Origin of the sequence: Sphingobacterium sp. UBA865, assembly GCF_002295765.1 — a bacterium.
Taxonomy (GTDB): domain Bacteria; phylum Bacteroidota; class Bacteroidia; order Sphingobacteriales; family Sphingobacteriaceae; genus Sphingobacterium; species Sphingobacterium multivorum.
Genome location: NZ_DBGB01000016.1, coordinates 1 through 21,534 on the forward strand (window position 1 = coordinate 1; position 21,534 = coordinate 21,534).

Consider the following 21,534-nt stretch of genomic DNA (forward strand, 5'->3'; position numbering starts at 1 on the left):
CTTTTTGAGACAGCCTCTTTTTCTTTTTTCATGGTTCCTTCCCATAAACCCCAATTCTATTTCTTTTTAAAAAAAAACAAAACAAAGTTTTGAAGCATCTTGTTCTTCTAATAGTAACAAAAGCGATTTCATATGGATAAATTGAAGAAATTCCAATTGATGGAAAAAATAGCGAGAGAATTAGAAGATGTCAGAAATAGCCAGCAAGCTGTTTTGGAAAAAATAGGCAAAATCGAAGTTGATAACATTGAACTCGGCGATAAAAATATCGAAAAAACAATTCCCGATATCTATCAACGTACAGCAGATAATTCAGATGCTATTAAAGCTCTTCTGGAATCTTTTCAAGATGAGACAGCAGAGTTTGGAGAAAAGAACAATGTTGGAAAATTATTGGAACAACAACAAATTAACAGTATAAAATAATGATATTCCAAACACAAAGAAGGTCGATTAAATAATCGGCCTTCTTTGTGTTTTATAATTGGACTTTTGCAGCCTTAGCTTTCAAATACTCTTCTTCAACAAAATGGAGCTGTTGTTCTGGTGTCAGATTAGAATTATCCAAAACAATCGCGTCTTCCGCTTGTCGTAATGGACTTTCCGCACGGGTACTGTCGATACGGTCACGTGTTGCAAGATTTTCCACGACTTCTTCCAACGTCACATCCTCCCCTTTTTCCGTCAACTCCAAATAACGTCGCGCAGCACGTACTTTAGGATCGGCCGTCATAAAAATCTTCAGATCAGCATCTGGAAAAACAGTAGTACCGATATCACGGCCATCCATAATAATATTTCGTCTGCTACCCAATTTTTGCTGCTGGGCAACCATGGCAACCCGGACAGCTTTAATTGCACTCACATCACTAACTTTATCAGAAATATACATCTGACGGATCTCTTCCGAAATATCCTCATCATTTAGATGGATCTCCGTCTTTATTGCATTTGGGATAAAATCAATATGGATATCTTTTAGTGCGCTTTCGATCGCTTCTTGATCATCCAGCGCTATTTTATGCCGGATAAAATAGAGTGTGACAGCCCTATACATGGCTCCGCTATCAATAAAGGCAAACTTCAGTTTTTTTGCCAAAGCTTTTGCCAGTGTACTCTTACCGCAGGAGGAAAAACCATCTATGGCAATAATAAAATTGTGACGTCCACTCATTATTCGTTTCCTCCTATGATTACACCTGGGCGATTGACCAAAGGAACCTTAGTCAGGTTACCATCCACAATGCTTTCAGGTAAAAAGATATATTTTTTATCGTAAATAATGTTATCAATATAAAAACTCAACCAATATTCATTTGTAAGCCCGAATACCTGTTCATCAATCGCTTCAACACGATCGAAAGATTTAGCTTCTATATTACCAATAAAATGACGCAAAGTCGTTGTTGTTACTTGTCGGCCATCCTTTTCGCCATAACCTTTTGAGCTAATCAGCACGTTCTGAATAGCAATATTCTTGTCGTTGATAACATAGACAGTCCAATTTTTTGTCTCCACCGTCTCACCTTCCAAAACGACGGCGATCATAATGTCTTTGACTATATTTTCAGGCAAATCTGCTTTCATGCTTATTTAGACTTTGTAGTTTTTTTAGCTGGAGCCTTCTTAGCGGTAGTCTTTTTTGCTACAGTTTTCTTTTCTGTTGTTTTTGTTTTAGTTGCTTTTCCTTTTGGCGCATCCGCCTCAGCCCATTTTAACACATCTTCATAAGTAATTTTTTCAATTTCCGTTCCCTTAGGAATCTTCAGATTCTGCTTGCCAAAACGAATAAATGGCCCCCAGCGTCCCTGTTCAATCTGAGCATCCGGATTTTCATCAAAAACCCGAATCACTTTTTCGATATCTTTCTGACGTTTGTCTTTGATAATCTGTATCGCCTCTTCTTCTGTCACATCCAATGGGTCAACACCTTTTGGTAGTGAGTAAAACGCCGAATTGTGACGGATATAAGGTCCAAATCGCCCAACAGCAACCGTCATTTCCTTATCTTCAAATAAACCAACTTTTTTCGGTAATTTGAACAATTCCATGGCATCATCAAAAGTAATGGTTTCGATCATCTGTCCCTTTCTCAAGGAAGCAAAACGAGGTTTCTCTTCATCGTCAGGAGAACCAATCTGTACCAATGGGCCGAACTTACCAATGCGAACCGAAACAGGCTTACCGGAAACCGGATCGACACCGAGCTCACGCTCATTATTCGCACGATCTGCATTGACTAAAGTATCTTCTACCTCAGAATGAAAAGGCCCATAGAAATCATGCAGCATTTTTGTCCATTCGGTCAGTCCATGCGCAATATCATCAAATTCTTTTTCTACGTTGGCCGTAAAATGAAAATCCACAATACCGTTGAAGTGTTCAACCAAAAAGTCATTCACGACAACACCGATATCTGTTGGAAACATTTTTCCTTTTTCGGCACCAGTGATTTCGGTTTTTGTTACCGCTGTTAATTCGGCATCCTTTAATGTCAGTACACGGTAATCGCGCGATTTACCTTCACGCTCTTCCTTTATGACATACCCGCGGTTTTGAATCGTTGAAATCGTAGGGGCGTAGGTTGAAGGACGGCCAATTCCCAATTCCTCTAATTTTTTCACCAAAGCAGCTTCCGTATAACGTGCTGGAGGTCGTGTAAAACGCTCCGTCGCCGACATGTTTTTCAACGTTAATGGCATACCAACAGCTAATGGTGGAAGAATAGCATTGTCACTATCTTCGTCCATCGCGTTGTCTTGATCGTCATCCAAGGATTCCATGTAAACTTTCAAGAATCCATCAAATTTCATCACCTCTCCTGAAGCATTCAAATCTTCAGTACGAGTTGATATGTCGATTTTTGCCAATGTACGTTCAAACTCCGCTTCACTCATTTGAGAAGCAATTGCTCTTTTCCAAATAAGCTCGTATAATCTTTTTTCGGATGCATCGCCATCGATGGTGTGCTCAGAGAAATAAGTAGGACGAATAGCTTCGTGCGCCTCTTGTGCACCCGATGTCTTTGTTTTATATTTTCTGACTTTATGGTACTGGTTACCATAAGCCGATTTGATTTCCTTTTCAGCAGCCTCAATCGCCGTATCACTCAAATTAACAGAATCGGTACGCATATAGGTAATTCGTCCTGATTCATACAGCCTTTGAGCCACCTGCATGGTGCGGGCAACCGAAAATCCAAGTTTCCGGCTTGCTTCCTGCTGTAATGTTGATGTAGTAAATGGCGCTGCCGGTGAACGCTTCGCAGGTTTTGTTTCGAGATTTTTTACAGAAAAAAGCGCTGCTTTACAATCCTCCAAAAATTTGGTCGCCTCTGCCTCTGTCGCAAAACGCTGCGGAAGCTCGGCTTTAAAACTATCCTTAACTTTTCCCGTATGAAAAAAAGCAACGATCTTAAAAGCCGCTTCGGGTTCAAATTTATTGATTTCACGCTCACGATCTACAATCAGACGAACCGCAACTGACTGCACGCGTCCGGCAGATAAAGAAGGTTTCACCTTTTTCCATAGAACCGGAGACAATTCAAATCCGACTAATCGATCTAACACCCTTCGCGCTTGTTGTGCATTTACGAGGTTATAATCTATTTTACGCGGGTTGTCAATAGCCTTCAAAATAGCTGGCTTTGTAATCTCATGAAACACAATTCTTTTTGTGCTTTCATCTTTTAATCCCAAAGTCTCAAATAAATGCCATGAAATAGCCTCTCCTTCGCGGTCCTCATCGGACGCTAACCAAACGGTTTCTGCAGCTTTAGCCAATTTCTTCAGTTCACTTACAACCGCCTTTTTGTCGGATGGAACTTCATACTTTTGTTCAAAATTCTTTTCGGTATCAATTGCATCATCGGTTTTCACCAAGTCGCGAATATGTCCATAACTTGACTTGACCAAAAAATCCTTTCCTAAATACCCTTCTATCGTTTTCGCTTTCGCCGGAGACTCAACTATCAATAAATTTTTCGCCATCTAATTTGAGATTTGTGCAAATAAAGGGAATTCTGAAAGGAATGACAATAATTTCTTACAAAAAAGACAAAAAAAATAGATTTCATGTCGACAATTAAGAAATTTATCCTACAATCAAGAAGCAGGTAACGAGCTCATGGTTGGCATAGAAACGCTGTCAGATCAAGGTAATTTGCCCATCGAACTACTTTGTGCCCCTCAATTTCAAACCAAAACAAATTCATTTAACTTTATTCGGTTTCGAATTCACCTTCATAAAGTTGCAAAATCAAGTATTCGAAACAGTTAAAATACGTAAAAGCAAAATATATATGTATATTCGCTTATTCAAAAGGGCAATATATAACAACTCCGCTATTTTGTTTAAATATTTTAATAATGAAAAGAAGTCTTCTCAGAATTGCCTTTTGGGGCACGTTATTACCATTTGCATCTTGTTCAGTTATGAAAGATTCAGCAAAATCAACTTCAGACAATTTCCCTAAACTTAGCTTGGAAGCGCATCGTGGTGGCCGCGGCCTATACCCTGAAGAATCTATCGCTGCCATGAAAAATGCAATAGATTTTGCAAAGGTGACAACACTGGAAATGGATTGTCATATTACCAAAGACCGTAAGGTTGTTGTCTTTCACGACGATTACCTTAACCCGAAGTTTGTATTGAAACCCAATGGCACCGAAATTTCTGACAAGGACAAACCGTTGAGAATTTACGATATGCTTTATAAAGATCTGGTTAAGTACGATATCGGATCGAAATTTTACAAAGAGTTTCCTGAACAAAAAAAACAGGTTACACGTATAGCAAAACTAGCAGACCTTATTGATAGTACTGAAGCCTACGCAAATCTAAAAAGGAAAGCGCCGATGTTTTACAATATCGAAGTGAAAAGTAAGGAAGATAAAGATGGTATTTTCCATCCAAGGGTTGAAGAATTTGTGGATCTTATGGTACAGGTAATCACCGATAAAAAAATTGCTGCGCGAACCGTTATTCAATCGTTTGATAGCAGAGCCATTAACTATCTGCACAAAGCATATCCTCAAATCAAAGTTTCTTATCTTATTGATGCAAACCATACAAAAAGTATTGAGCAAACAATTGCAGCTTTGGGTTTTACGCCTTTTATTATAAGTCCGCATCATAAAATAGTAACAAGCGATTATGTCAAGCAGTGTCACAAAGCTGGTATCAAGGTCATTCCTTGGACAGTCAATACGAAAGAAGAAATCGAGCAACTAAAAGCCGTGAAAGTTGATGGCATTATTAGCGATTACCCCAATTTGTTTTAACAAATACTTCGCATGGTTCGCTTAGAATAAAAATATCAGTTTCAGTGTATCTCAATGCCAGAGAAACCATGTACAGCCAAAGCAAAGTAGTCCCTTGATCGTCCTAAACTACTTTGCTTTGGCTTTGTTTTTTAATGCTTTGTCAATATATTCCCGCCCCTTCTGGACCAAAAATTCAGAGCGGTGATAATCCCAAAGGTTACAGATATTATAGGGAATGTCCACCACCACATCGGGCCGGTATAAATCAACAATCATACGGCTCATTTTCCTGCGCATCACATAGTATGACGCTTGGAGTATATCCAACGAATTCGAAGTCCTTGTATCCAGTTTTTTGATAACAGAATATTGTTTATCCGGTTTAGATTCCAGATTAACCGCTATGATTAGGTTCTCTTTCTTGGTGACATGATTTATAGGCAATGGATTGAGTACCCCGCCATCAACATAGACATGATTGTCGTCTTCTACAGCTGTAAACACCGCGGGAATGGCAATCGACGCCCGAATGGCATCATACATACTTCCAAAGTCCAGCACAACCTCCTTTTCGTAGTTTAGATCTGTCGCAACGGCTTTAAACAAAATAGGGAAAGTCTCAATATTAGCATCCGGAATCACAGATTTCAAGGCGTTAAACACCTTGATCCCCTTCATCATCCCCAGTCCCTTCCAGCTAAAATCCATCATATTAAAGACCGATTTCTTCGTCAGGCGCTGCATCCATTCTTCCAGAACATCCATCTTCCCCTGTGCATAGATACCACCGACAAGCGCTCCTATTGAACAACCTACCACCTCATCGATTTCGTAGCCCAGCTCTTCAAGACGTCGAATAATACCAATATGCACCAGGCCTCTTGCACCACCCCCGCCCAGAACAAGGGTAACTTTACGATTTAAAAAAGCTTTCTCCACCATAGTTATACAAATACTTGAAACACTTGTTTACATCCATGCAACAATGTAAACAGATAATCATCGTTATTATATGTATTTTTGATTACAATATACGCAGTAAAAAAAGAAATATGAAAATAGAAATTTGGTCGGACATCATTTGTCCTTTTTGTTATATTGGTCTGACAAAGCTTGAACTAGCTCTTCAGGAGTCCACAAGTAAGCCATCCGCTAAAATCATCTGGAAATCGTATCAGCTTAACCCTGATTATCCCGAAGATGCTCCAGCAATTCCAACCTACGATTACCTCGTTCAAACGAAAGGCATGAGTATGGACGATGTCGTTGCGATGACCTCACAGCTCAGTGCACAAGGAAAAGAGCTGGGTATTGATCTGAACTTTGAAAAAGCAATCGTTGTAAATACAAAAAAAGCACATCGTCTGATACATTTTGCCCAAGCGCAACAAAAAGACACTCAGATCAAGAAAGCCTTATTTAAAGCTCATTTTACGGATGGTCTTGATGTAAATAACAACGAGGTGCTCAGCACGATTGCTGCGCAAGAGCATCTTTCCGCTCAGGAGGTAAAAAACTTATTGGAATCTGATGAATATGCTTATGATGTTGCACAGGATATTCAAGAAGGTGTCAGCTTAGGACTCCGAGGTGTCCCTTTCTTTGTATTTGACAGAAAATATGCTATCCCCGGAGCACAGCCCATGGAAGTCTTTCACAACACCATAAATGAATGCTTGGCCAGTCAGCCAACACCGCTTGAACGCAGAGGCGAAGAAGGCCCTTCATGTGATCCTGAAGCAGGAAAATGTGAATAAAGAAAGGAAAAATTATTGTTTAATTTTACTATTTTCGCAAGCTTATAACGACAAACAAATTTGGTATAAATGCAGTTAACCAAACTAGAAATTAAAGGATTTAAAAGTTTCGGAGACAAGATCACGATCAACTTCAATGATGGTGTCACAGCGATTGTTGGCCCCAATGGATGTGGGAAGTCCAATGTGGTCGACGCCATACGCTGGGTGCTGGGAGAGCAGAGCACAAAGATGCTTCGCTCCGATAAGATGGAAAATATTATCTTCAATGGAACGAAAAATAGAAAACCGGCAAACCTTGCAGAGGTCTCGCTGACCTTCAACAACAACAATAATATTTTGCCAACGGAATTCTCGACAGTAACCGTCACGCGGAAGCTGTTTCGCAACGGCGATAGTGAATATCGATTGAATGATGTCAAATGTCGTTTAAAAGATATCACAGATCTGTTCCTGGATACCGGAGTTGGTGCGGACAGCTATTCGATCATCGAATTGAAAATGATTGATGAAATTATCAATAATAAAGATAATTCACGTCGCAACCTCTTCGAAGAAGCATCTGGAATCTCTAAGTATAAAGTTCGTAAAAAACAGACTTTGGCAAAGCTGAGAGATACTGAGGCCGATCTTAGCCGTGTAGATGACTTGCTTTACGAAATCACAAAGAACCTCAAATCATTAGAAAATCAAGCTAAAAAAGCTGAAAAATATACCTCACTTAAAGCAGAATACCGCCAAAGCAGTATAGATTTGGCTTATTATAAAATAGCAGATTTCTCGACTGAATTGGAAAGACTTCAAACACAAGAATCCAAGGTTCAGAAAGATGCTGCCAATGCACATCAAAATATTCTGAATGCGGAAACGGAACTCCAATCACTCCGCCAGACAAATTTGGAACAAGAAAAAAACCTTTCGGTACAGCAAAAAACAACGCAGGAATTTGTCAATAAAATCCGAGGTCATGAATCGGAAAAGAAGATCAAAAACGAAAAGGTCAAAAATCTTCAAGATAAAGAGAACCGGTTGAACCTCGATATCAACAGTGATAAACAACAGCTTAATCATGTACTCTACACCATCAAACGACTGAATGAAGAATTGTTTGATGAACAAAATAAACTCGATTCGTTAAAAACGAATCTTGAATCGGATAAATCCGAAGTCGACGAACTGAGGGGACAGCAACAATCGGCAAAGGGAAAGCTTGATCTTTTTAATAAGAGTAATGCTGAATTACAGGCAAAAATCTACAAATTAGAAAAAGATCTTGCCGTATTTACCATTCAGAAAGAAGCCCTCCTCCAAGAATCTGTTCGCAATAGTGTAGATACAGAAGCAAAAGAAGCCGAATTGCAGCAGTTTAATTCTGCTGTTACTGAACTGGAAGGCCGTGTGGAAGCACAGCAGTTACAGTATGACTCAGCAAACCAGCTGGAAGAAGAGCTCCAAGGACAGATCAGTCAGTGCCAGGCAAACCTAGAAGAACTTAAGGCCCAGCTTGCCAAAGACCTCCGTCTGGTAGATGCCAAACAAAACGAATACAACCTCACGAAATCTCTTGTTGATAATTTAGAAGGTTTCCCCGATTCCATTCGGTTCCTCAAGAAAAATGCAGGATGGAAAAAGCAACCTCCGCTCCTATCAGATGTCCTTTTCTGTCAGGAAGATTATCGCGTGGCTATTGAGAACTATCTAGAGCCTATAATGAATCACTATGTTGTCGAAACACAACAAGATGCTGTTCAAGCAATTCAGCTATTGAGCGATGCCGCAAAAGGAAGAGCTAATTTCTTTGTTTTAGATGCCATAACACACTCGCCAAGCGCTGCCCCTGCACCAAATGACAATTTGATGTCTGCGTTGGATGTGATTACAGTAGACGAAAAGTACAAGGCTTTATGTACGATGCTGCTCCAGCAGGTCTTTATTCTTAAACATGACAATGAAAAAGAACTGGATGAAAAGCTACCTGCTCTGGGACAGGTGATTCTGCAAAAAAATGGACGTTATTCGAAACATCATTTGGGTCTTTCTGGTGGTTCCGTGGGATTATTTGAGGGCAAACGTATCGGAAGAGCGAAAAACCTCGAAGTGTTATCCCAAGAGATCAAAACCTTAAATCAGGAAATAGCAAAACTTGAAGATAAAATAACCGCCGAAACAGCTCGCTTGGATGTACTACGCGGCAATTCGCAGAAAGAGTTAATCGATGAGCTTCGTTTTCAGCTCAATAGACTGAATAATGAATTAATTACTGTCAAAACAAAGCAAGAGCAATATCAAGCCTTCATCAATAACTCCCAGGCCCGTAAAAAAGATATTCAGGAGAAAATTGAAAGTATAGAATCAGATTTAAGGATTGCCGAGCCACAGCTTCAGGAGCTGCGCCAGGAAAAAGAACAGAGTATCGCCGAATTATCGACTTTACAGGACCAGTTCCATGAAATAGCTGAAATACTTAACGAAAAATCGACCGCATACAATCAAGAGAATATCGCTTATCATCAACAGTTAAACAAAGTTTCCAATATCACGAAAGATCTCGAATTTAGAGAGACGCAGAAGGATGACCACGAACTCCGTCTGGAGCGAAACAGTGCAGAATTAGTTGAAGTGCAAGAAGCGTTAAGAACAACCATTCCATTTGAAGATGAAGAAGATCGGGATCTTATTGCCATGTATGAGCAGAAGATTGCTTTAGAAGATGGTCTTAAAGAATTGGAAGACAACTACTATGCAGATAAGCAGAAAATCAATAATCTCGAAGACGCCCTGACACAGCAGCGTCGTTCAAAAGAGCAGAGTGACTTTCTTATTTCAGAGATCAAAGATAAAAAAACAGGTCTGCAGATCGACCTCAATGCCTTAAAAGAACGCCTTTCCGTTGAATTCAACATTGAATTGAAAGATCTAATTGACCGTGAAGATGCGCCTGAGATCACAGAAGATCAAGCGACATTGGCAACCAAATGTAGCAAACTCAAGAAACAGCTTGATGAATTTGGAACGATCAATCTGATGGCAAAAGAGGCTTTCGACGAGATGAACGAACGCTATGATTTCATTAACAAAGAGAAAGCTGATTTAATTGAAGCAAAAGGATCCTTGATGGCAACAATAAAAGAAATTGACGATACCGCTCAGGTTCAGTTTATGTTTACATTTGATGCCGTGAGGAATAACTTCGTTAAAGTATTCCGTTCGCTATTTAACGAAGAAGACAGCTGTGACCTGGTACTCACAGACCCGAGCAATCCGTTGGATTCAGATATCGACATTATTGCAAGACCCAAAGGGAAAAGGCCGCTGTCTATCAATCAGCTTTCGGGTGGTGAAAAGACCTTGACTTCAACAGCTCTCTTATTCTCACTCTATCTTTCTAAACCGGCACCATTTTGTATCTTCGATGAGGTGGACGCTCCTTTAGATGATACGAATATTGATAAGTTCAACAATATTATCCGGGATTTTTCGAAAAATTCACAATTTATCGTAGTCTCACACAATAAGAAAACGATTGCAAGTACAGACATCATCTATGGAGTAACCATGGTGGAACAAGGTGTATCCCGTGTAGTAGCAGTAGATCTAAGAGAAGTTGCCTAGAGCGCAGCAAAATACACAATAAATAAGGCGGACCGGATGTACATCTGGTCCGTCTTATTTTATATATATCGATTTAAGTTCCGCCCGACTTTAATGAGACTCTTTACTGCAACAAACAGTGAATTGCTCTGAGCTTATTTCATGTCGCAGATCATTATAAGGATAGCGAGCAGACAGCTGATTCCCCCAATAAATAAACCGACTGATAACCAAACGGGCCCGCTACTAATCCCGCCAATGCCCCTGCCATTCGTAGAGGCAAATCCACCAATGCAACACAAGCTCCAAGTGCTGTACCACGCATCTGTAATGCAACTTTTTTATGACTGCCCCCCCCACACAACTATATTTCGAGTACAAATATGCTACGGATCAAAAAGCTAACATTGACTTAAGTCAAAAAAAGCCTTTAAGTCGAAAATGGGACCTGAAAAATAAAAAGCCCAGAGTGGGGAACTCTGAGCTTTCGTTAGCCATATATTAACCTATTTTATGAAAAGTATTTGTAATGAAAACGTCGCATTTTTGAATTCATTATAAGAATAGATGCCATTTAACATTTTTTAACATTTAGAATAAACGGAGGATCAGCTCAATTAAGCGGGAACAGAATCGTATTTTTTCGTACTCTTGAAGCGATCCCCCATCCGACAAAAAAGCTCGAAGTGGGGAACTCCGAGCTAACCTAACCAATTATTAACCTAAATTTATGAAAAGTCTTATTTATGCAAACAGCCTTTTTTGCTGTTTAGAATTCTAAATGTAAGTGAAGAGCTTATTATTACACATCCCATTCGGAATTATATGAAATTTGACGTTTTTTAACAATTCAATAAGTAACTTTAGGAAAACGAACGTATAAATCAATAGCATATGGCAGAATACGATTTAAATGAACTTCAGAAGATCTACGAAAACAAAGATGTTTTAAACTATCTGGAACAGCATGGCATTCTGGAGATAAAAAAATTCAATGATGTTTACGATTATGAAAAGGAGCTTTACGAGCTCCAAGTCAAGCTCTTAAAACTTCAATATGAAATCATTGAAAAAGGAAAACGAGTACTGATTATTTTTGAAGGCAGGGACGCTGCGGGTAAAGGCGGTACAATTGGCCGTGTAACCCAATACCTGAATCCCAAAAAGGTGCGCGTTGTTGCATTGCCTAAACCAAGCGAGGAGGAAGCTGGACAATGGTATTTTCAACGATATATCAAACAGCTCCCCAATGCTGGGGAAATTGTGATTTTCGACCGCAGCTGGTATAACAGAGCTGTTGTTGAACCAGTATTTGGATTTTGCACCAAGGAACAGCACGAGCTGTTTATGAACCAAGTTCCTGAATTTGAGAAGCAGTTAATCGACGATGGCATCATCCTTATCAAATTATTCCTGAATATCAGCAAAGAAGAGCAGGCCGAAAGATTAAAAGAGCGAAAAGAAGATATCCTAAAACAATGGAAAATCGGTGTGCTGGACGAGCAGGCGCAGGAGAAATGGGATGTTTATACGGGTTATATTGAAGATTTATTTAAAAAGACAAGCACCAAAAAATCGCCTTGGTTAGAAATTACCAAAGATAACAAGAAAAAGGCCCGCTTAGCGTCCTTCAAACTGATTATCAATGCGCTTGTTGGAAGTGAGCAGGAAAAAATAGATTCTTTCGTTACAAAACACGACTAAATGACTGTCGGTCTGGTAAGGTATCATTATAAAAAAACAGGAGGAAAAGTATTTCCTCCTGTTTTTTTATAATATTAAAACGAATTAAGATACAAGTATCGTAGTTTCGATTTTAGGTCCTGCGGCCAGCACGGAGTCCGGCATTTCATTATTGAATTTTTCAAAATTCGAAATGAACAGCTTCGCCAAGCGTTTTGCTTGCATGTCATAAGCCTCATCATTGTTCCATAAACCGCGTGCATCTAAAATTTGTGCAGGAACATGCTCTCCACAGCTCGTTGGATATTCCAATCCAAAAATATCATGCTTATTAAACTGAGATTCCAGTAGTGAACCGTCCATGGCCGCGCGAATTAGCGATCGTGTATAATTCAGCTTAATACGTCTACCTATTCCGTAAGGACCAGCAATCCAGCCTGTATTCACTAGCCAAACTTTGATGTTACGATTTTGCTCTAGTTTCGAACGCAGCAAGGCCGCATATTTTGAAGGATGGAGCGGTAAAAATGCCTGTCCAAAACAGGTTGAAAATGCTGCTGTAGGCTCCTTTATCCCGACCTCTGTACCGGCAACCTTTGCTGTATAACCACTGACAAAATGATATACCGCCTGATCGGTGGTCAACAATGAAATGGGAGGAAGTACACCAAAAGCATCTGCTGTAAGGAAAAAAATATTTTCTGGTTCATTGCCAATTCCATTTATTTCGGCATTTTCCATAAAATCGATGGGATAGGATACCCTCGTATTCTCTGTCTTGCTAATATCGTTATAATCAGGTCGATCAAATTCATCCAACACAACATTTTCAAGGAGAGCCCCAAAACGAATTGCGTGAAAGATCTCAGGTTCTTTGTCTTCTGACAACCCTACACATTTGGCGTAGCAGCCGCCTTCGAAATTGAATATTCCCCTTTCGCTCCATCCATGCTCATCATCACCAATCAACTTTCTGTTTCTATCAGCCGACAGGGTCGTTTTCCCTGTACCTGAAAGTCCGAAAAATAACGCTGTCTCCCCTTCCTTCGAAGTGTTCGCCGAGCAGTGCATAGAAAGCACATTATGCTGGAATGGCAAAATAAAGTTCAATATTGAAAAAATGCTCTTTTTAATCTCCCCCGTGTAACCGGTCCCTGCAATCAGTACTATCTTTTTTGTAAAGTCAATCGCGACAAAATTTTCGTTGATAATGCCATATTGATGCGGCTCATCGATAAGCAGCGTCGGAGCGGCTAAAATCGACCAGGCTGGCTGGGCATCTGGATTTGGCTCCGGCCGTAGAAACAGGTTATTGGCAAATATACTTTGATAAGCTGTTTCCGTAACAACACGTAAATCTATTTGATAAGCTGGATCAGCCCCTGCAGCACAATCTCTTACATAGATGATTTGATCACTTAAGTGAGCCGCTACTTTCGAGAGTAGTGCTTCGAAATTAGCCGGAGACATTCGTTGATTGATCTCTCCCCACCAAACGCTATCTTTAGTTAAAGAATCTTCGACCAGAAACCGATCTTTTGGCGATCTTCCAGTAAATTTCCCTGTATCAGTAGCTAGCGCTCCCGTATCAGAAAGTCGACCTTCGTGATTTGCTAAGGCATGTTCGACCAATTCAGAAACAGGCAATTGATAAAATACATTTTTTGTACTATCAATTTTTAAATATTTCAAATCAGGCGCGTTTCCAATGTTACCCTTTTTCATATTTTTTGTTTGTTTTAAAATGTGCCCAAATTTAAAGGCATTTTTCGCTAAAAACAAAACTTAATTACCTAAAAATCAAGCTTATTGTACAAAAAACACAAAAACAAAAAACTCATTAACAGCAACTTATAGAGGTAAAAAAAATTAAACTTTTTAGCATATTTTTTTAGCACATCAATTTATCACCATCAAAAAATATCACATATTTTTCGTAAATTGTTCCAAGCTTTACAAATATTAATAAGGTAAAAACAGATCATTAAAAGACATATCATCTGCGAATGAAATTACATGCCATAGAAACGGGATTTTTCAAACTTGATGGCGGTGCAATGTTTGGCGTTGTCCCCAAGAGTATCTGGAACAAAACAAACCCGGCCGACTCAAACAATATGTGTACCTGGGGAAACCGCCTGCTCCTCATCGAGGACAGTAATCGTTTAATGCTGGTCGATACAGGATTGGGAGACAAACAAAATGAAAAATTCTTCAGCTATTATTATCTTCATGGCGATGCAACGCTGGATAAATCATTAAAAAATAGTGGGTTTGACAGAAGTGATATCACCGATGTCATCCTTACACACCTGCATTTCGATCATTGTGGTGGCGCTATCGCCCGCCAAGGTGAACAACTCGTTCCGGCTTTTAAAAATGCTCATTTTTGGAGCAATAGCGACCATTGGTCTTGGGCTACCGATCCTAATCCACGCGAAAAAGCTTCTTTCTTAAAAGAGAACATTTTACCAATACAAGAGAGTGGGCAATTAAAATTTGTCGAAGATCACCAAAATCCTTTCGGAAGCAATATTGCTATCCGTTATGCACACGGTCATACAGAAGCGATGATGCTGCCTCAGATACTGTATAAAGGCAAAACGATCCTCTATATGGCGGATCTATTGCCATCGGTGGGACATATCCCCATTCCTTATGTTATGAGCTATGATGTTAGACCTCTCGTGACCATGGAGGAACGCAACAGCTATTGGAATGAGGTCGTCGATAATGAATACATCTTATTTTTCGAACACGATCCGATACATGAATGCTGTACACTTCAGCGTACTGAAAAAGGTATTCGGGTAAAGGATATTTTCAAACTGAGCGACATTTAGCTGAGACGTTTATAGAAGATGAAATAGGATATAAAAAGAATATACAAAAAAGGCTACTTTAAAGTAGCCTTTTTTGTATCGAATATATTTTAAAACCTAAAGCCCAAAGCCCAGTAATTTTCAAAAAACCATATTTGTTGAGAGGCTTTATCTACGCCTCTTCTTCCAGTTGTACGAATGTTTGTTAAATCAGTCCAGCCCGTTTTGAAATTCCCCTGAAGATAGAGTCCTTTATAAAAACGGTAGTGCAAACCAACTTTTGCCGAAGCGCCATACCCTGCAATGTTCCAAAAATGGTTGGCTCCTTCACCAAAAAGATGTACGTCGGAACGAGGAATCAATAAGCCTACATCCACACCCGATTCCATCGTCAATACCTGTTGACCCTTGCGGTTATTGATGATGTCGTCATAACGCTCTAGCCCTACTGAGGCAAAGTTATAGCCATCGGTGTGTTCAAATGTCAGCATGGCGGAGTCTACAGTAATCAATTCACCGTTATATTGACCAGCGCGATTTCCTGTCGGAATACCAGGGTTAGAAATCTCTTCACCGATAAAACCCGAAATTTTCACCTGTTGCGGAATATCGACCACATATTTCATATGGTCCCATCCCAATGAAATGGAATAATTATCCTTGATATAATAACCAAAGTGCAGATTAAATTGCGGAATAGTCAGTCTGCTTGGATCAAAATACGTTGAACCAAATTTAGTTGGCCTGTCACCCGCTTTTACATCATGCAGAATAAAATCATAATTAGGTCCCGTAAAATGAATATCTGATTTCGCGTAAGAAGAGAAGTTGTACCCCCAAAAGAAGAAGAATTTGCCCTTGTTACTCTCTGTTCTCAAATTTTTCGGTTTGAAAATGCTTTTTCCTATCTCAGGATTTTCTTGGGCAAATAAGGCAGAAACACTTAGTGCAAGTGCTCCAATCGTTAAAAATATTTTTCTCATATCGGTGCTAAAAACGTTGGGCAAAAGTACCGGCATTCTATTTTATAAGCAAATAAAAACAGTGGAAATTGGTAAAATATGACGAAGATCACAGAAATGTCATTCGATTTAAAAAACAAACCTTCTTGACTTCTCAAGCACCGAGAGCAGTTAAAGCAAACTAGCAAGTTCTTTCTGTCGAATAACATCAGACACTTTCAAAAAAAAGCTGCTTCCCATTTCCAGGAAAGCAGCTTTTCATTTTATTTCTAAAGAATTATTATCCTTGATTTTTGCGGATGATATTCAAAGCTCCACCGGCTTTAAACCACTCGATTTGTTGCGCATTGTAGGTATGATTCGCCAAAATCTCTTCCGAAGTACCATCAGCATGATGTAACACAAGCGTTAATGGTTTACCTGGAGCAAATTCTGTCAGACCGATAATATCAATGGTATCATTCTCCTGAATCTTGTTATAATCGTCTTTATTTGCAAACGTTAATCCCAACATACCTTGTTTTTTCAGGTTTGTTTCGTGAATACGGGCAAAAGACTTAACTAAAACAGCACGAACACCTAAATGACGAGGTTCCATCGCAGCATGCTCGCGGGAAGAACCTTCACCGTAGTTTTCATCACCGACCACAATTGAACCAATACCGTGTGCTTTATAGTCCCGCTGTGTTGCAGGAACAGGACCATATTCGCCTGTAAGTTGATTTTTAACGCTATCAGTCTTCTCATTGAAGAAATTCAAGGCGCCAATCAACATGTTATTTGAGATATTATCCAAGTGACCACGGTATTTCAACCAAGGACCAGCCATAGAAATATGGTCAGTAGTACATTTACCTTTCGCCTTAATCAATAGTTTCAACCCTTTCAAATCTGTACCTTCCCATGGAGCAAAAGGCTCCAACAATTGAAGACGATCAGAAGTAGGTGCTACATCAACCACCACCGAACTACCATCAGCAGCTGGCGCTTGGTACCCTGGGTCATCTACCGCAAATCCCTTTGTTGGCAACTCATCCCCCACAGGTGGATCCAGCTTCACTTGTTCACCCTTGTTGTTTATCAAGGTATCAGTTACCGGATTGAAACCCAAATCACCAGAAATTGCAATTGCAGCTACCAATTCTGGCGATGCAACAAATGCATAGGTATTTGGATTACCATCTGCACGTTTTGCAAAGTTACGATTGAAAGAATGAACGATTGTATTTTTCTCTTGTTTATCGGCCCCTACACGATCCCACATACCGATACATGGACCACATGCATTTGTAAAAATTGTCGCATTGAGATCTTCAAAAGTTTTCAGCAAACCATCGCGATCAGCCGTAAAACGCACTTGCTCTGACCCTGGATTAATACCGAATTCAGCTTTTGTGATAAGCCCTTTATCAACAGCCTGTCTTGCAATAGAAGCCGCACGTGACAAGTCTTCATAGGAAGAGTTTGTACATGAACCGATCAATCCCCATTCAACTTGCAGAGGCCAGCCATTTTTCGTTGCTTCTTCACGCATGCGTGAAACCGGAGTATACAAATCTGGCGTAAAAGGACCGTTTAGAGAAGGCTCTAATTCAGACAGATTGATTTCAATTAACTGATCAAAATATTGTTCTGGGTCAGCATAGACCTCAGCATCCGCAGTCAAATGCTGTTTTATAGCATTGGCCGCATCAGCTACTTCGGCACGACCCGTAGCGCGCAGATAACGTTCCATCGATTCGTCATAACCGAAAGTTGAGGTTGTTGCACCAATTTCAGCACCCATGTTACAGATGGTTCCCTTACCTGTACACGATAGCGACTCCGCACCTTCGCCAAAATACTCGACAATGGCACCAGTTCCACCCTTTACAGTCAAAATACCCGCGACTTTGAGGATCACATCTTTTGCTGCCGCCCATCCACTCAACTTACCCGTTAATTTTACACCGATCAGTTTCGGGAATTTAAGTTCCCAAGGTAAACCTGCCATCACATCACACGCATCAGCACCACCCACACCGATCGCAACCATACCTAAACCACCGGCATTCACCGTATGCGAGTCTGTACCGATCATCATACCGCCTGGAAACGCATAGTTTTCCAAAACGACTTGGTGAATAATACCAGCTCCGGGTTTCCAAAAACCGATACCATATTTATTGGATACAGAACTCAAAAAGTTGAATACTTCAGAACTTTCGCTTTTAGCACGAGCCAAATCTTTATCCGCACCCTCTTTCGCCTGAATCAGGTGATCACAGTGTACAGTAGAAGGAACCGCTACCTTTGGACGCCCAGCTTGCATAAATTGCAATAATGCCATCTGTGCAGTTGCATCCTGCATAGCAACGCGATCTGGAGCAAAATCAACGTAAGAAACGCCACGTTTGTAATCCTCAGTAGCATTGCCATCCCAAAGGTGGGCATACAAAATTTTCTCAGATAAAGTCAAAGGTTTGTTAACCACCTGACGAGCAGCAGAAATGCGCTCATCATATTGGCTATAGACCTTTTTAATCATATCTATATCAAAAGCCATATCTCTCTAATTTATGTTGTTTAATTAAGTTACTAAACCCTATCACTAATTATTTTGTTGGAATAGGCGCAAACTTCGTTAAGTTAATGCCTTCCACAGCAGCTTTATATTCTTCAATATTCGGAATCCGGCCCAAAATCGCTGAAAGAACAACAACCGGAGTTGATGCTAATAATGACTCCCCTTTTTTACCATCTCTGTCTTCAACGACACGTCCTTGGAATAAACGGGTTGACGTAGCCATTACCGTGTCACCTTTAGCTGCTTTCTCCTGGTTACCCATACAAAGGTTACAACCAGGACGCTCCAAATACATAATATTCTCGTATTCAGTACGCGCAGTACTTTTTGGTAAAGCATCGCTAAATTCAAATCCAGAGTACTTTTGTAAGAATTCCCAATCGCCTTCCGCTTTTAGCTCATCAATGATATTGTATGTTGGCGCTGCAACGACCAAAGGCGCTTCAAACGTAACAACACCTTTTTGCTGTTCAATGTTTTTCAACATCTTCGATACGATCTTCAAATCGTCTTTGTGAACCATACAAGAACCGACGAAACCTAAATCCACCTTTTTGTCTCCACCATAGTAAGAAAGATCGCGAATTGTATCGTGTGTATAACGTTTCGAAACATCTGCATTATTCACATCCGGGTCGGCGATCATCGGTTCTTCGATAATATCCAGATCAATAACAACTTCAGCGTAATACTTCGCATTGGTGTCTGGAGTTAAAGCAGGCTTAGCACCAGATTTAATTTCCTCAATACGTTTGTTCGCTTTGTCAATTAAGCCCTGCAAAACATTGTTTTTGTTTTCCATGCCTTTATCGATCATAATCTGGATACGGTTTTTAGCGATTTCCAATGATTCGATCAGCTTATTATCCTGTGAAATACAAATAGAAGCTTTCGCTTTCATTTCTGCAGTCCAGTCTGTAAAAGTAAATGCCTGATCCGCTAAAAGCGTACCGATATGAACCTCAATAATTCGACCTTGGAACACATTTTCACCGGCAAACTGTTGCAACATCTGCGCTTGTGTCGCATGAACCACATCACGGAAATCCATGTGTTCTTTCATACTGCCTTTAAACGTAACTTTGACCGATTCAGGAATTGGCATAGAAGCTTCACCTGTCGCTAAAGCTAGCGCCACCGTACCGGAGTCAGCACCAAAAGCAACACCTTTAGACATACGGGTATGTGAATCACCTCCGATAATGATTGCCCACTCATCGATGGTAATATCATTTAATACCTTATGAATAACGTCTGTCATCGAATGGTACACCCCTTGAGGGTCGCGTGCAGTGATCAATCCAAAATCATTCATAAATTTCATCAATTTAGGAATATTGGCTTGTGCTTTTTTATCCCATACCGATGCAGTATGACAACCTGATTGATAAGCCCCATCTACTGTAGGCGAAATTACTGTAGCAGCCATCGCTTCTAATTCCTGCGCAGTCATCAAACCTGTCGTATCTTGCGAGCCAACGATATTCACCTTCACACGCACGTCAGAACCAGCATGTAATACCTTACCTGGCGTTACACCTACCGCATTTTTATTGAAGATTTTCTCCACTGCCGTTAGACCCTGGCCTTCAATTGTAATTTCTTTTGAAGGGGCAAATACTGCTGGCGCTTGAATACCTAAAGTTTCCGCTGCAAAAGTTTGGATCTTTTTACCAAAGACAATAGCATAAGAACCACCTGCTTTAATAAATTCCATTTTTTGAGGAGTCAAAGCTTTCGAAATATCGATTAGCTCCTGCTCGCCGTTATATAATTTTTTAGTCTTGGTATTAATTGTTAAGACAGTACCTGTAGCAACAGAATAAGCTTCTTCAAGAATTGGCTCGTTTTTCTCATTACGGATTACGTTACCATTTTCATCCACTTTCTTCACCCAGTTTTTAAGGTCTATACCGATACCTCCGGTCACGTCCACTGTTGTCAAGAAAATTGGTGAGATACCATTCGTACCACCAACAATTGGTGCAATGTTGACAAAAGGAACGTAAGGGCTCGCTTGTTTACCGGTCCATAGTGCAACGTTGTTTACACCCGACATACGAGATGACCCCACTCCCATTGTTCCTTTCTCAGCGATTAACATAACGCTTTTACCAGGGTGTTGCGCCTGTAATTCAACGATCTGTTGCTGTGCTTCAGGTGTGATCATACATTTTCCATGTAATTCACGATCTGAACGCGAGTGTGCCTGGTTACCTGGCGACAATAAATCTGTCGAGATATCACCTTCACCAGCGATAAAAGTAACCACTTGAATTTCCTCAGCAACCTCAGGCAGTTTCGTAAAAAACTCTGCTTTTGCATAGCTTTCTAAAATATCTTTCGCAACTTCATTGCCTTGCTCAAAAGCTTCTTTCAAACGAGCAGTATCTGCGTCGTATAAGAAAACTTGTGTTTTAAGAACCTCAGCCGCCTGTTTTGCAATAGCTAGGTCTGTGCCCAAAGCCAGGTCCAATAAGACCCTGATCGAAGGACCACCCTTCATATGTGACAACAATTCAAAAGCAAAATCAGGTGTAATTTCAGCAACAACTGATTGACCCAAAATAATTTCCTTCAGAAATTGTGCTTTAACACCCGCTGCAGGCGTAGTACCCGGCAACGTGTTGTAAATAAACAATCTTAAAGATTCAGCTCTATTTTCATTGTTTAAATCTTTAATCTGAGCAATTACCTCACTTAGTAATTCTGCTCCATCAATAGGCTTAGGATGTAATCCTTGGCCTTCTCGTTCTACAACCTCTTGTACGTAATCGTTGTAAATACTCATAGATATCTATCTTTCTATTTTATGGGCAGCATAAAAACACATTATCTTTCTACGCCACCATGTCTGTTATATAATTAAGCTAATACGCCATCTATCGG

Annotated in this window: 15 protein-coding genes; 6 read left to right on the top strand and 9 right to left on the bottom strand. The window is 40.1% G+C overall.

Going from position 1 to position 21,534, the window contains the following annotated elements; all coding sequences use genetic code 11:
* Positions 1-132: 132 nt before the first annotated feature.
* Positions 133-426 (top strand): hypothetical protein, encoded by a 294-nt coding sequence (locus B2O97_RS08835; RefSeq protein WP_070561096.1) that lies wholly within the window; start codon positions 133-135, stop codon positions 424-426.
* Between the two features lie 52 nt (positions 427-478).
* Here the strand turns inward: B2O97_RS08835 and cmk are convergent, their stop codons facing one another.
* The 3 genes from cmk to topA are packed head-to-tail and all read right to left on the bottom strand — an operon-like array spanning position 479 to position 3,989.
* The gene (gene cmk / locus B2O97_RS08840) at positions 479-1,174 is read right to left on the bottom strand and encodes a (d)CMP kinase (RefSeq protein ID WP_070561097.1); all 696 of its coding nucleotides are present in this window, start codon (positions 1,172-1,174) and stop codon (positions 479-481) included.
* Positions 1,174-1,587, bottom strand: coding sequence for a hypothetical protein (locus B2O97_RS08845; RefSeq protein WP_046672862.1), 414 nt, complete (start codon positions 1,585-1,587; stop codon positions 1,174-1,176). Before B2O97_RS08845 ends, cmk begins: the two co-directional genes overlap by 1 nt.
* Positions 1,588-1,589: 2 nt before the next feature.
* On the bottom strand, positions 1,590-3,989 hold the full coding sequence (gene topA / locus B2O97_RS08850) for a type I DNA topoisomerase (protein ID WP_070561098.1): 2,400 nt from the start codon (positions 3,987-3,989) through the stop codon (positions 1,590-1,592).
* A 378-nt stretch (positions 3,990-4,367) separates the two neighbouring features.
* On the opposite strand from topA, the gene B2O97_RS08855 reads away from it, so the two are divergent.
* Entirely contained in the window at positions 4,368-5,282 is a 915-nt protein-coding gene (locus tag B2O97_RS08855) for a glycerophosphodiester phosphodiesterase family protein (RefSeq protein WP_070561099.1), read from the top strand.
* Positions 5,283-5,390: 108 nt separating this feature from the next.
* Here the strand turns inward: B2O97_RS08855 and B2O97_RS08860 are convergent, their stop codons facing one another.
* Positions 5,391-6,206: a patatin-like phospholipase family protein gene (locus B2O97_RS08860; RefSeq protein WP_070561100.1), complete on the bottom strand. Its 816-nt coding sequence runs from the start codon at positions 6,204-6,206 to the stop codon at positions 5,391-5,393.
* Between the two features lie 110 nt (positions 6,207-6,316).
* Here B2O97_RS08860 and B2O97_RS08865 point away from each other — a divergent pair, with 110 nt between their 5' ends.
* Together B2O97_RS08865 and smc are read left to right on the top strand one after the other, a co-directional pair.
* On the top strand, positions 6,317-7,021 hold the full coding sequence (locus tag B2O97_RS08865) for a DsbA family oxidoreductase (protein ID WP_286767278.1): 705 nt from the start codon (positions 6,317-6,319) through the stop codon (positions 7,019-7,021).
* Positions 7,022-7,090: 69 nt separating this feature from the next.
* Positions 7,091-10,633 (top strand): chromosome segregation protein SMC, encoded by a 3,543-nt coding sequence (gene smc / locus B2O97_RS08870; protein WP_070561101.1) that lies wholly within the window; start codon positions 7,091-7,093, stop codon positions 10,631-10,633.
* A gap of 154 nt (positions 10,634-10,787) precedes the next feature.
* Here smc and B2O97_RS08875 read toward each other — a convergent pair whose 3' ends face one another.
* Positions 10,788-10,937: a hypothetical protein gene (locus B2O97_RS08875; protein ID WP_286767279.1), complete on the bottom strand. Its 150-nt coding sequence runs from the start codon at positions 10,935-10,937 to the stop codon at positions 10,788-10,790.
* Between the two features lie 569 nt (positions 10,938-11,506).
* Here B2O97_RS08875 and ppk2 point away from each other — a divergent pair.
* A complete protein-coding gene (ppk2, locus tag B2O97_RS08880; RefSeq protein WP_286767280.1) occupies positions 11,507-12,316 on the top strand; it encodes a polyphosphate kinase 2 in 810 nt (269 codons plus the stop codon).
* A gap of 84 nt (positions 12,317-12,400) precedes the next feature.
* Here the strand turns inward: ppk2 and pckA are convergent, their stop codons facing one another.
* A complete protein-coding gene (pckA, locus tag B2O97_RS08885) occupies positions 12,401-14,020 on the bottom strand; it encodes a phosphoenolpyruvate carboxykinase (ATP) (protein WP_286767281.1) in 1,620 nt (539 codons plus the stop codon).
* Between the two features lie 281 nt (positions 14,021-14,301).
* Between pckA and B2O97_RS08890 the strand changes: the two genes are divergently transcribed.
* The gene (locus tag B2O97_RS08890; RefSeq protein ID WP_286767282.1) at positions 14,302-15,138 is read left to right on the top strand and encodes an MBL fold metallo-hydrolase; all 837 of its coding nucleotides are present in this window, start codon (positions 14,302-14,304) and stop codon (positions 15,136-15,138) included.
* A gap of 89 nt (positions 15,139-15,227) precedes the next feature.
* Here B2O97_RS08890 and B2O97_RS08895 read toward each other — a convergent pair whose 3' ends face one another.
* From B2O97_RS08895 to B2O97_RS08905, 3 genes are all read right to left on the bottom strand, one after another.
* On the bottom strand, positions 15,228-16,100 hold the full coding sequence (locus tag B2O97_RS08895; protein WP_046672928.1) for a hypothetical protein: 873 nt from the start codon (positions 16,098-16,100) through the stop codon (positions 15,228-15,230).
* Between the two features lie 259 nt (positions 16,101-16,359).
* Positions 16,360-18,624 (bottom strand): aconitate hydratase, encoded by a 2,265-nt coding sequence (locus B2O97_RS08900; RefSeq protein WP_070561103.1) that lies wholly within the window; start codon positions 18,622-18,624, stop codon positions 16,360-16,362.
* Positions 18,625-18,673: 49 nt separating this feature from the next.
* A complete protein-coding gene (locus B2O97_RS08905; RefSeq protein WP_286767283.1) occupies positions 18,674-21,436 on the bottom strand; it encodes a bifunctional aconitate hydratase 2/2-methylisocitrate dehydratase in 2,763 nt (920 codons plus the stop codon).
* Positions 21,437-21,534 lie beyond the last annotated feature (98 nt).

Excerpts from the sequence above, each read along its gene's own strand:
- B2O97_RS08835 (WP_070561096.1), top strand. The coding sequence starts at position 133 with ATGGATAAATTGAAGAAATTCCAATTGATGGAAAAAATAGCGAGAGAA.
- cmk (WP_070561097.1), bottom strand. The coding sequence starts at position 1,174 with ATGAGTGGACGTCACAATTTTATTATTGCCATAGATGGTTTTTCCTCC.
- B2O97_RS08845 (WP_046672862.1), bottom strand. The coding sequence starts at position 1,587 with ATGAAAGCAGATTTGCCTGAAAATATAGTCAAAGACATTATGATCGCC.
- topA (WP_070561098.1), bottom strand. The coding sequence starts at position 3,989 with ATGGCGAAAAATTTATTGATAGTTGAGTCTCCGGCGAAAGCGAAAACG.
- B2O97_RS08855 (WP_070561099.1), top strand. The coding sequence starts at position 4,368 with ATGAAAAGAAGTCTTCTCAGAATTGCCTTTTGGGGCACGTTATTACCA.
- B2O97_RS08860 (WP_070561100.1), bottom strand. The coding sequence starts at position 6,206 with ATGGTGGAGAAAGCTTTTTTAAATCGTAAAGTTACCCTTGTTCTGGGC.
- B2O97_RS08865 (WP_286767278.1), top strand. The coding sequence starts at position 6,317 with ATGAAAATAGAAATTTGGTCGGACATCATTTGTCCTTTTTGTTATATT.
- smc (WP_070561101.1), top strand. The coding sequence starts at position 7,091 with ATGCAGTTAACCAAACTAGAAATTAAAGGATTTAAAAGTTTCGGAGAC.
- B2O97_RS08875 (WP_286767279.1), bottom strand. The coding sequence starts at position 10,937 with ATGCGTGGTACAGCACTTGGAGCTTGTGTTGCATTGGTGGATTTGCCT.
- ppk2 (WP_286767280.1), top strand. The coding sequence starts at position 11,507 with ATGGCAGAATACGATTTAAATGAACTTCAGAAGATCTACGAAAACAAA.
- pckA (WP_286767281.1), bottom strand. The coding sequence starts at position 14,020 with ATGAAAAAGGGTAACATTGGAAACGCGCCTGATTTGAAATATTTAAAA.
- B2O97_RS08890 (WP_286767282.1), top strand. The coding sequence starts at position 14,302 with ATGAAATTACATGCCATAGAAACGGGATTTTTCAAACTTGATGGCGGT.
- B2O97_RS08895 (WP_046672928.1), bottom strand. The coding sequence starts at position 16,100 with ATGAGAAAAATATTTTTAACGATTGGAGCACTTGCACTAAGTGTTTCT.
- B2O97_RS08900 (WP_070561103.1), bottom strand. The coding sequence starts at position 18,624 with ATGGCTTTTGATATAGATATGATTAAAAAGGTCTATAGCCAATATGAT.
- B2O97_RS08905 (WP_286767283.1), bottom strand. The coding sequence starts at position 21,436 with ATGAGTATTTACAACGATTACGTACAAGAGGTTGTAGAACGAGAAGGC.